The organism is Lachnospira eligens (assembly GCF_009680455.1).
GTDB classification, from domain to species: domain Bacteria; phylum Bacillota; class Clostridia; order Lachnospirales; family Lachnospiraceae; genus Lachnospira; species Lachnospira eligens_A.
Genome location: NZ_WKRD01000009.1, coordinates 72,880 through 85,342, shown reverse-complemented (window position 1 = coordinate 85,342; position 12,463 = coordinate 72,880). Strand labels below are relative to the sequence as shown.

The 12,463-nt window shown below is 35.9% G+C and carries 7 protein-coding genes; all 7 read right to left on the bottom strand.

Features of this window, described 5'->3' with window-relative positions:
- Positions 1 to 19: 19 nt before the first annotated feature.
- The gene (locus tag GKE48_RS11920) at positions 20 to 1,858 is read right to left on the bottom strand and encodes a thiamine pyrophosphate-binding protein (protein ID WP_154301161.1); all 1,839 of its coding nucleotides are present in this window, start codon (positions 1,856 to 1,858) and stop codon (positions 20 to 22) included.
- Between the two features lie 27 nt (positions 1,859 to 1,885).
- Complete coding sequence (gene rfbH / locus GKE48_RS11915; protein WP_055217003.1) at positions 1,886 to 3,223, bottom strand: lipopolysaccharide biosynthesis protein RfbH; 1,338 nt, start codon at positions 3,221 to 3,223, stop codon at positions 1,886 to 1,888.
- A 42-nt stretch (positions 3,224 to 3,265) separates the two neighbouring features.
- Positions 3,266 to 4,312, bottom strand: coding sequence for a CDP-glucose 4,6-dehydratase (gene rfbG / locus GKE48_RS11910; RefSeq protein ID WP_154301155.1), 1,047 nt, complete (start codon positions 4,310 to 4,312; stop codon positions 3,266 to 3,268).
- 15 nt (positions 4,313 to 4,327) lie between these two features.
- Positions 4,328 to 5,107, bottom strand: a complete 780-nt coding sequence (gene rfbF / locus GKE48_RS11905; RefSeq protein ID WP_154301154.1) for a glucose-1-phosphate cytidylyltransferase — start codon at positions 5,105 to 5,107, stop codon at positions 4,328 to 4,330.
- Positions 5,108 to 5,334: 227 nt separating this feature from the next.
- On the bottom strand, positions 5,335 to 9,150 hold the full coding sequence (locus GKE48_RS11900) for a pectate lyase family protein (protein ID WP_154301160.1): 3,816 nt from the start codon (positions 9,148 to 9,150) through the stop codon (positions 5,335 to 5,337).
- A gap of 238 nt (positions 9,151 to 9,388) precedes the next feature.
- On the bottom strand, positions 9,389 to 11,698 hold the full coding sequence (locus GKE48_RS14605) for an aldolase/citrate lyase family protein (protein WP_118371376.1): 2,310 nt from the start codon (positions 11,696 to 11,698) through the stop codon (positions 9,389 to 9,391).
- A gap of 9 nt (positions 11,699 to 11,707) precedes the next feature.
- Complete coding sequence (kdsB, locus tag GKE48_RS11890) at positions 11,708 to 12,460, bottom strand: 3-deoxy-manno-octulosonate cytidylyltransferase (protein ID WP_118010203.1); 753 nt, start codon at positions 12,458 to 12,460, stop codon at positions 11,708 to 11,710.
- Positions 12,461 to 12,463: the final 3 nt, after the last annotated feature.

Below are 12,463 nucleotides of genomic sequence, written 5' to 3'. Positions count from 1 at the left end.
TGTGCCTCCTGCTGTTTTACTACTCTTCGTCCATTAATGGAATAAACATCTGTTTCTTTAATTCTTCTCTTGGAAGAAACGGTGCAAGATCCTCCAGTGGAGGGCTTACAAGTGTACCATCCTCTAATCTCTTGGTACTGCTCTTAGGCTCCCATACCTGCTTAGTATCTGTAAATATCTCACAGAATACAGGTCCGTCTTCCTTTAACACCTCATCTACAGTCTTCTTCATCTCTTCATTAGATGAAGCACTGTAGTATTTATATCCGAAAGCCTCTGCAATCTTCTTGAACTCAGGGAATGATAAATCTCCTGATTCCGGTCCGATTCCAATCTTGCAATGCTCCTTAAACAGATTATTCTGTGTAAGTCTTATTGAATGATATCCGTTATTGTTGATAAGGAATATCTTGATTGGAAGCTTATTAGTAAGTATTGTCTGTAGTTCCTGAAGGTTCATCATTATACTTCCGTCACCTTCAAGACATATTGTATTTCTTCTGCTGCCACCTATACATGTTCCAATAGCTGCAGGAAGTCCATATCCCATGCTTGCTATGGCACTGTTATTAGCCATACGGCTTCCCTTCTGGATTACATATGCCTGATTACCTACAACACAGCATGCGCCATTAGACACTGCTGTAAGACTGTTTTCTGGAAGTCTGCTGCTTAAATATCTTACAAATGCATATACATTTGCAGTGCTTCCATTCTCCTCCCACTGTCTTGGCTGTACTGCCGGATATTCCTTCTTCCATCTCTGTGTTGTTGCGAGCCATTCACCACCTGCTGATACAGGTGCAATAGCTGCCGCCTGCTTATCAAGCTTTGTGAGGAAATCCTTAGCATCAGCCCATACTGGCATCTCAACATGGATAGTAGGCTTCTTTAACTCAGCCTTATCAACATCAACCATTATGACCTCTGCTGCTCTTGCCCATGTTTTCCAGTTATATCCAGTCTGTCTGATAGATATTCTTGTACCTACAGCAAGTATTAAATCGGCATTCTGAATAGCCCAGTTACCTGGTCTGTCGCCCATATTACCTGCTCTTCCACAATACAGAGGATTATCATCTTCTATTAGATCCACTGCATTCCAGTATGTAACGATAGGCATATTAAGCTTTTCTGAAACTGATCTGAACACATCATAAGCACCTGAAAGTCTTATTCCATAACCTGCATGGAATACTGGTCTTTTGGCATTCTTAATCTTTTCAAGTACAGTTCTTACAACATCTTCACTTACCTGTGGCGGAAGCTTTGCATCATCCTCTGCCGGATTATATCCTTCAAGCTCATCAGTCTCAATATATCCGCCCTGAAAATTAACAGGAATATCAATCCATACTGGACCCGGTCTGCCTGTTGTTGCCAGATGCCATGCCTTTTCAAGTGCATAACGGATATCCTTAGGGTCTTCTATCATAGTTGCATACTTTGTCATATTAGACACAGACTTAACTATATCGTATTCCTGATCTCCCATTGCACGAAGCGGTGTCTCTGTAAACTGAAGTGCATATCTTGAGGTTGTGTCGTAACGAACCTGTCCACTTATAATAAACATAGGGATAGAATCAAGCCACCCTCCTACTACACCCGTAAGTGCATTGGTCCCTCCTGGTCCAGTTGTAACACATACAGCGGCAATTCTGTTATCAATTCTTGCATACGCTTCGGCAGCTATGGCACACGCCTGCTCATGATGATTGTATGTTACCTTAAGCTTTTCATTATGTCCCAATGCATCGTTAAGATGCATTGCACCACCTCCAACTACAGAAAATACATCTGTAACGCCATGTTCCACAAGGAAATTGGCAACATAATCTGCTAAACGAATTCTCATAAACTGCCCTCCACATATACCGGTTAATTACTGATTAACAGCTTCCTTAATAGTCTTAGCCATATAATCAATCATCTCATCTGTCATTCCTGGATATACTCCTACCCAGAATGTATCTCTCATAATTCTGTCTGTTGTATCAAGTCCGCCTACTACTCTGTAGCCTTCTCCTGTTGCTCTCATCTCATCAAAGCATGGGTGCTTTATAAGATTTCCTGCAAAAAGATTTCTTGTCTGTACTCCGTGGCTCTCTACATACTCAACTACTGCCTTTCTGTCAATTCCTTCCTTTACTGTTATAAGGAATCCGAACCAGCTTGGTCTTGAGTTCTCACATGGTACAGGAAGAATTACCTCATCCTCTATATCTGCAAGTGCTGCTCTTAATCTGTCAAAGTTATGTCTTCTTCTCTCAACAAATGATGGGAACTTCTCAAGCTGTGCACAGCCTACCGCTGCCTGCATATCTGTTGCTTTAAGATTATATCCAAAATGTGAATATACATACTTGTGGTCATATCCTAATGGAAGTTCTCCATACTGCTTGTCAAATCTGTGTCCACAGAGGTTGTCCTTTCCTGATGGGCATACACAGTCACGTCCCCAGTCTCTGAATGAACGGATACACTTATTAAGAAGTGCATTATTAGTATATACTGCTCCTCCTTCACCCATTGTCATATGGTGTGGTGGATAGAAACTGCTTGTTCCGATATCACCGATAGTTCCTGTGAACTTCTCTTCTCCATTGATTGTGTACTTAGAACCAAGTGCGTCACAGTTATCTTCTACAAGCCAGAGATTGTGCTTGTCACAAAATGCCTTTACTGCTGAAAGGTCAAATGGATTACCAAGTGTATGTGCAATCATAACAGCCTTAGTCTTGTCTGAAAGTGCATCCTCAAGCTTTGTAACATCAATGTTGTACTGTGGAATAGTAACATCAACAAATACAGGTACTGCACCATACTGGATAGCCGGTGTTATTGTTGTAGGGAAACCTGCTGCTACTGTGATAATCTCATCACCTCTCCTGATTCTTCTGTCTCCGAGAAGTGGTGATGTAAGTGCCATAAATGCATTGAGGTTGGCAGATGAACCAGAGTTTACTACTGATACATACTTTACTCCGAGATATTCTCCAAGCTTCTTCTCAAATTCATCTGTATAACGGCCTGCTGTAAGCCAGAATTCAAGTGCTGAATCAACAAGATTCATCATTTCCTTGCTGTCATATACTCTGCTGGCATATGATATTCTGTCGCCTTCCTTATACTGTTTCTGGTTATGGTACTTCTTGCAGTACTCATCTACAATACCAAGAATCTCCTGTCTTGCTTCTAATTCATTCTTATTATCAAACATATCTTATTCTCTTTCTTACTTTATTAATTCCTTCCCTGCCTGTTATGCAAAGAACTCTTCTATCTCTTTATCCATACATGCAACAACATCTCCGCCTGCTGCATATACCTTTGACCATTCAACACTCTTCTCAATTGCTGTATCAAAGTTCCATCTAGGCTTCCAGCCAAATGTTGTCTTTAACTTTGAGCAGTCTAACTTTAAGAAATTGGCTTCATGAGGTCCTCCGTCATATTGGTTAATCCATGAAAGACCTTCTCCCCACTTGTTACAGAATGTATTAACAAGTGTCCCTGTTGTAATGCAGTCGCTCTCATCTGGTCCTACATTATAGAAGCCTGCATACTTCTTATCACTGTACTGCTCCTTTGCAATCATAAGATAAGCTGCAAGCGGCTCAAGTACATGCTGGTATGGTCTTGTTGAATGTGGATTACGCACAATTATATCTTCCTTCTTAACTGCAGCTCTTACACAGTCAGGAACAATTCTGTCATTGGCGAAATCTCCTCCGCCTATAACATTACCGGCTCTTGCTGTTGAAACTGCAACCTCCATATCATTGAAAAATGAATTGATATAGCTGTGTGTTACAAGCTCTGAACATGATTTGCTGTTAGAGTATGGGTCATATCCGTCAAGAGGCTCATTCTCTCTGTATCCCCATGCCCACTCATTATTATGGTAAACCTTGTCTGTTGTTACATTTAAAAATGATTTTACACACGGGTTAAGTCTTACACATTCACAGATATTAACTGTTCCCATAACATTAGTTTCATAAGTATATACAGGGTCTTTGTATGATTCCCTTACGATAGGCTGTGCTGCAAGATGAAGCACTATCTCAGGCTGTGTCTCTTCAAACACCTTCTTAAGATGCTCAAGATCTCTTATATCACCTATTACAGAATTCATCTTATCCTCTACATCTATCATTGAAAAAAGGTTAGGCTCAGTAGGTGGAACAAGTGAATAACCTGTCACTTCTGCTCCTGCTTTAAAAAGGATTCTGCAAAGCCATGAGCCTTTGAATCCTGTATGTCCTGTAACAAGAACCTTCTTTCCTTTATAAAAACTTAAATCCATCTTAATCCTCCCGGCTTAGTCCCATTTCTTCCAAGGAGCTGTTCCAGTTGCAAGATACTTCTCGAGCATATCCATCTCTCTCTTGGTATCCATGCACTGCCAGAAGCCCTTATGCATATAGGACATTAACTGACCTTCCTTTGCAAGTCTTTCTAGTGGTTCTCTCTCAAATACAGTGTCATCACCATCAATATAGTCAAATATTTCAGGATTAAGCACCATATAACCTGCATTGATAGGTGCACCGTCTGTATGGCTCTTCTCTCTGAATGACTTAACAGCGTTGTCTCCTCCGATATCAAGTACACCCTTCTGCTGTTCAAGCATTACGGCTGTAAGAGTAGCAATCTTGCCATGCTCCTTATGGAACTCAACAAGCTTGTTCATGTCTACATCACAGACACCGTCTCCATATGTCATAAGGAATGGCTCGTCCCCTACATATTTCTGGATACGCTTGATTCGTCCTCCAGTCATTGTATTAAGACCTGTATCAACTACTGTAACCTTCCATGGCTCACAATGCTGCTCGTGAATAATCATATCGTTAGAACCCTTTGTGAAGTCAAACGTAATATCACTGTTGTGAAGGAAATAATCCGCAAACCATTCTTTAATTACATACTGCTTATATCCTGCACATATAATAAACTCATCAAAACCATAATAAGCATATTTCTTCATAATATGCCAGAGAATTGGCTTTCCTCCTATCTCTATCATTGGCTTTGGCTTAAACTGACTTTCTTCACTTATTCTTGTTCCGAAACCTCCAGCCAGTAAAACAACTTTCATTGATAATACTCTCTTTCTCTCAAATATCAGATTATAATTTCACAATTAATCTTATGTTACAATTTACCATTCGTCATTTTAACATTATCGACTATTTTCGTCAACTTTTTATACATAAAAAATAAGCAATAGCCATCGCAAACTGACTATTGCTTATTTTAATTTCTTATTCAATTTTAAACATATGGATATTTTTTGTGCTTATACGATAATCACAACATGATATATTATATTACCATTTTTATACTATTAGTTAATACAGAATTTGGCATTCTCATCACTGTTAACACATTTTCTTTTCCTTTTACAACACCGTTAACAATATTATACTTTATTCCATTCTGAATATATGTTCCAGTATAATTAAATTTTACTAAACCATTTTCAAGATAAAACATTCCATTTTCATTGCTTGCAACGCCATTGTATTTAAAGTTAACTTTTCCGTTCTCTATTCTCCACCAGCCATTTGCATTCTGTCTGATTCCTGTATAGTCATATCTTATATAACCACCTTTTACATATACCCAGTCTGAGCCATCCTGAATTACATTTGTATATCCGAAATTTACCTTTCCATTTTCGAGATAAAATCTTCCGTTTTCATTTGTCGCAAACCCTGTGTAATTGCTTTGCACATGACCATTCTTTACATATACCCAGTCTGCTCCATCCTGAATTAAATTCGTATATTTAAAATTAACTTTTCCGTTCTCTATGTAGAATCTTCCATTTTCGTTATCTGCCAGTCCTGTATAACTAAAATCTACTTTTCCGTCTTTTATTCTCCACCAGCCATTTGCATTCTGTCTGATTCCTGTATAATTAGTATTTACATGACCTTTCTCTACATATACCCAGTCTGCTCCATCCTGAATTACATTTGTATATTCGAAATTTACCTTTCCATTTTCAAGATAAAATCTTCCATTTTCATTTTCTGCAAATCCTGTGTAATCATTTTTTACATGACCATTCTTTACATATACCCAGTCTGCTCCATCCTGAATTAAATTCGTATATTCAAAATTAACTTTTCCGTTCTGGATATAAAATCTTCCATTCTCATTATCTGCTAATCCTGTGAAGTTAAAATTAACTTTTCCGTCCTCTATCCTCCACCAGCCGTTTGAGTTCTGTCTGATTCCTGTATAGTCATATCTTATCTTTCCATTTTCTACATATACCCAGTCTGCTCCATCCTGTTCTACACTTGTATATGTTGTGTCAACTTTACCATTCTTTACATACATTCTTTCATTGTCACAGTCTGCAAATCCTGTAAAGCTTGTATCTACCACATCATCTGCATAATAATAGTAATTTCCATCTTCCGCCTTACTAAGGCCATTCTTCTTTTCAACTGGATCTGGTGTTGGTATTGTCTTCTCTGGTGTGTAAATTATATAGAAAAGATTCATTGTATCTCCCTTTGTTATCTCTACACTTCCAGCTGCAACATCAACTGTTACTATGCAATTAGAATCTGATGCATTCTTTTTTCCGTTAATCTTTACATTCTTACCACTTTCTCCAAATACAAGTGTAAGTGTTCCCTTTGATGATGCTGTAAACTTAATGCTTGTTGATGACTCCATCTTAAGGCACTGTGTAAGTGTAAGTCCATTATACGTTACTGTTCCCTTGTTTGATGCAAGATTACCAGAAATTACAAAGAATGAACTATTTGCACCTGATGTTGTAAAATTATGTACCTTAGAATCTCCTGTTGGTACTTCTGGTGTCTCTGTTCCACCTGTTGAACCCTTCTTTGGAATAGATGCTGTTTCTTCAGCCCCGCATACTGTACAAGAATGACTCTTAAGTCCTTCTTCCGTCTCTGTTGCTTCTTTAACTACTTTCCATTCGCCATATGTATGAGCTGTCTTTGGAATCACCTCTGTATAAGTCTTCTTATCACAAGTTCCATTAGTTGCTGTACATGTATATGTAATAACGCCTTCTTCTGCACATGTAGCCTGCTTAGTTACCTCTGATACATAATGATGATAATGTGCATTAGGATCAGCCGCATTAATTGTAATTGAATTAATAGTCATATCCTTAAATGTACCTGCTGCCGGATTAACTCCATTACCACCTGACTGAACATTATATGGCATAACCATATACGTTCCAGCCGGAAGACCTGTAACAGTACCACTTCCTACCTGGAAGCACTCACCAGTCTCATTAACAAGACAACCTGTTGTAGTTAAATCTTCTGATGCAAATGATACAGTAACATCTACTGTTCCACCTACCGTGAATGCATATACAGTCTTGCTAAGCTTTCCTGGCTCTGCTGTATATGGATAATCAGATATATTAATTGGTGTTACACCAGGTGCACAATATGATAACAATGAACACTCTGAAGCAGTAACATTCTCTGTTTTCTTAACTTTCTCTGGCATGCAGCCATTGTATGCCTTAAGAACCTTGGCTGCATCTGTAACACTTGTCTGTAACTGATAAGTTCCACTAGGAATATATGAAAGTGCTGCATCTGTATCAAAATTCTCATACTTGTTGCCAGATGTAACCTTAGTTGACTTATCTGTAACAACTGTTCCTGTCATTGCTCCAATACAAGACGAAAATGAATCATTATAGCTTTTAATTGCTCCTGATCTTACATCCATAGGATTCTTTGTCATAAAAAACAAATTGTACTCTGAATATATGTAAGCATTGGCTCTTGTATTCATTGCATAATCTGTTGTTCCTATAAACTGGTTATTGTAGAAATGCATATTAGCCTGGCGTCCAAGAGGCTGTCTTGCTTTACATCCCTTCCAGATATTATGATGATATGTAAGATTATACTGTAACGATGTATCTGATGAACCAACAAGGTTAGTCTTATGACATCCTTCAAAGTAGTTATATGAAACTGTTAAATATTCACCACGCTTGAAATCACATGATCCATCACCTTCAGCCTTATCTGATTCTGCAGGTCCTGTTATAGAAGGGCTGTAAAACTCATTGTTGTGGATCCAGCATCTTTCAACTGGAGCTGTTATAACAGAGCCTTCCTGAACACCTTCCATACCAATAGCATCTTCTGGCTGATTCATAAATGTAAGATTACGAACCTCAAAGTTCTTTCCTAATCCAGCTGCTGTTGTTGATGTCTCAGACATAAAATGAATTCCCCATCCATCCATAGCTGCATCTGTACCAACACCTTCAATTGTTACATCCTTTGCTGACTTCATACGTGCCATATGACCGTTGTCGCCAACACTTCCGCCATAATCATTAGAATCATAATCTGTAAGGCCATCAATAAGGCCTGCATTAGCTGCTGCCCATGTTCCTGTCTTATAAAGACCAGATTCTGATACTGCTCCGACCATACGAATTACTAATGGTATATTATTCTCAGCAAGTAACTGGAGAATACCCTGATTAGTATTACCCTTGCCGTAATATGTCTTTCCTTTCGATACCTTCTTACACTCTGTCTCATGACCTGCTTCACCACATGCCTTACCGACTGAGTTAAGAATATTACCAATGCCTGAAACTGTTACTCCACCATAAGAAAGTGTAACTGTATTCTTGTTTTCATCTGTTACATAAAGAACAATTGCGTTATCCTTTAATGTACCATCATCATTATAAGCACCTACACCATCAGTATAATTGTAATGCGCATATCCCGATCTATCCTGTGCATTAACCTCAATTCCTGACTGTGTATATGTACCTGTCTTAGTAGTAACATTAAGAGTATATGTACCTGGCTTTAACCCCATTACATCAACTCTTGCTCCGTCAGCTGTATCTCTGACAAGATACTCAAAGTCCTCTCCTGTAAGAGAACCACTAACTGGACCTGAATATGATACTGCAGTAACATCGGCATCCTTAACACCTTTGATAGTTGCATACATCATTTCATTCCATCCACCATAAGTAGTAAAACCTGATGCAGATGCTGCATAAGTCATACTTGGTGCTACTATTGCAAGATTACTTACGACTAATAATCCAGCAACAACTTTTGCAAAAACTTTTCTGATTCTTTGCATGACATTTTCCTCTCCTTTTTCCAAATATGCATACAATTGTGAATTATGAATAATCAAAATTCAAAATTTAAATCAATATTACCATTTTTGCACAAATTGTTCAAGCTTCATTCACAAAAAATTCATATTTTAATAAAATTCCTACATAGAGATATTTATATTACCTACAACTAAAAAGGGGCTTTCATACCTCAACGATTTTCAATCGTTAAAGCGACAGCCCCTTTTTAGCAAAACATTATATTATTTCAATAGATAATTCTTTTTTTAATTTTTTTATTTCTAATTTTACTCCTAGATTAATCTGTTCTGCTATATCTTCTTCTAAAACAAACATTAAATCATCAGAAATATAATTATCATCGTGCTTATGTAAATAGCCATCCATTCCTATAATCTTAACACTGTTAACATCACACATAGATAAAAGCTTAAGAAACATCAAACCTGAATTATCTTTTACATATTCTGTCTTATTTAATAAAGACGAATAATTAATTTTTGCAAATACATTACCTGATGGAACATTAGATGATGCAATAACTTTTTTATACAAATCTTTTCTAATCTCTTTCATTCGACGACTATTTCCCACAAATAAATAATCCACGGGATGCAATTTATATTCAAAATTTATTGATACAAGCACATAATCTTCCAGATTTAATGATGCTAATTTATTATAATGTGTTTCAGATGTTTTACCAGGACATATCATAATAACATTTTTGCCTTTAAATATGTTTTTAACCTTGTTAAAATCATCTATTATGCTGTCTTTTGATTCGAAATACGATAAATATAATTGTTCAATATATTCTTTATCAAAATCAACTTTCTTTTCATTATCTAACATATCAAAAATATCATCAATCTCATCAATAGTAAGATTATTTTTTTGGCTCAGATAATATGCATAATCCGTATTGCACTGATGCTTAGCTGCTAAATAATTAGGTAAAGAATACCCCCATGGCTTATCAGCATATATATTTTCTATAAATTGATCATTTATTTCCAATATATTTCTATCATTATATTGTCCCTGATAATTTTCATTAAGATATTCCAAAATAATTTCTGTATTTAAATTACCAGCTCCTATACCTATACCATGAACCGAGCAATCTAATATAACTTCCCTGTCAACTTGTTCTAATAAAATTGTTGCATTCGAAAATGATAACTGCATATTATTATAAGAATGAAATCCTATTATAATACTTTCATCTAAATATTGTTTCATCATACTAATATACTTGATAACATTTTTGCTTTTCATTGAACCAAAACTATCAACAATATGCAAAGAATAGACTTCTAATTCATTACACATATTCATAAGATATATCAACTCAGAATCAGAATATTCAGAAATAGCTAAAGGATACATCATAACATTATATCCTTTTTCCTTCATCATTTTACACTCATGTAACGAAGCTTTAATATCTTTTTTCTTGAATGTATATTTAATATTTTTAATGTTACCAAAGCTATATTGTTCCAAATTATTTACATCGTACTGTCCATAATTAATAGAAGCTATTAATTTTAGCTTGATTTCTGAAGGAAACTTTTCATTTATTGAATTGATACTCAAAAATTGCGAATTAGAATTTTCATTATTATTATCAACCAAATAACCATATTCAATAAAATCAACGCCCGAATCATATAATTTTGATATAATTTTATCATTCACAGAATCATTAAATTTTCTTTTATTGACTACATAGTACTCATTTAATGTGCAATCCAGGACCTTACCATGTCTGCTTTTAATACCAACAGACTTCAAATTCCGCAAAATATTTTTAGATGCATCAGAGAAAATACCAGAATCTGTTGAATAGCTAATATACTGAACGCCCAGGCTTTTCCATTTTTCAACCATACTATAGTCATCTGTAAAAGTTCCTATCACTTTATTCTTTGCTTTAGCTTTTTCTACAATGTCTACCATAGCCGCCAAAACCTTAGGATGACTAATCTGTCCTGGAACTCCTAATGACTGAGATAAATCATATGGTCCAATAAATATAATATCATAGCCATCAACTTCTAAAATTTCATCTAAATTATCAATTGCCTCTTTGCCTTCTAATTGAATTATAATAATTTTTTCATTTTCTTTTTTAAAAAAGGCATTTCTGTTTAAAGATGAATAATCTGCTGCTCTGACAAAACGGCATACGCCTCTTTCTCCCTCTGGATAAAATTTAGCATATTTTATAACTTTTTTGACATCCTCAGCACATCTTATCTGTGAAATTTGTATTCCCATTGCCCCTATATCTAATGCTTTTCCAATGACATTATCATCTATATATGGAACTCTGACAATTGGAAGTATTCCCCTTAATTCACATGCTCTTATATTATTTTGTTGATTTTCTATATCTGTAGGACCATGTTCTGTATCTAAAATCACATAATCATAACCAGATATTCCTATAATCTCATTAAACATAGGATCAGATGTTTTCACAAAAACACCATAAACAAATTCACCATTTTCTAATTTGCTTTTAAATTCATTTAACATAATTATCTCTTATTTTTTATTGTTTAATCTGTTCGCAACAATTTCTCTGACTCTCTCTAAATCATTCGGTGTATCTACTGCTACAGTATCAGAATCAACTTCTATGTACTGTACTTTATAACCATTCTCTATAAATCTAAGAATCTCTATATCTTCTATTTTCTCAATTTTAGCCTTTCCATATTTTTTCCCATATTCGCAATAAAACTTTAATGCTTCAGGCTTGAATCCATATACACAAACCTGTTTATAATAGTTATATTCAATACTTCCTTTTGGATACGGTGCTGTAGATCTTGTTAAATATATTCCTATATTCTCTTTATTTGTTATTACCTTCGGTACTGTGAAATTCACAACATCCACCGGGTCATTTATTTTAGTCATTAAATTTGAAACCTGCAAATCCGGATTTGTATAAAATGGTTCTATTGCAGCCCTTATAGTATCTGGCTCTAACAATGGTTCATCTCCCTGTATATTAACAATCAAATCCGCTGGTATCTTTTCTGCTACTTCACCAATTCTATCAGTACCAGTTTTATGTTTATCAGATGTCATGATTACCTGAATTCCTAATGCCTGACATTCCTCATATATTTTGTCATCATCAGTTGCAACATATACTTCTGAAAAATCCTTCACCTTTTTACACTGCTGATAAACCCACCATATCATAGGTTTTCCACAAATATCAGCTAACGGTTTACCTGGAAATCTTGAGCTTTTATATCGTGCCGGTATTACTCCTATTATTTTCATTGT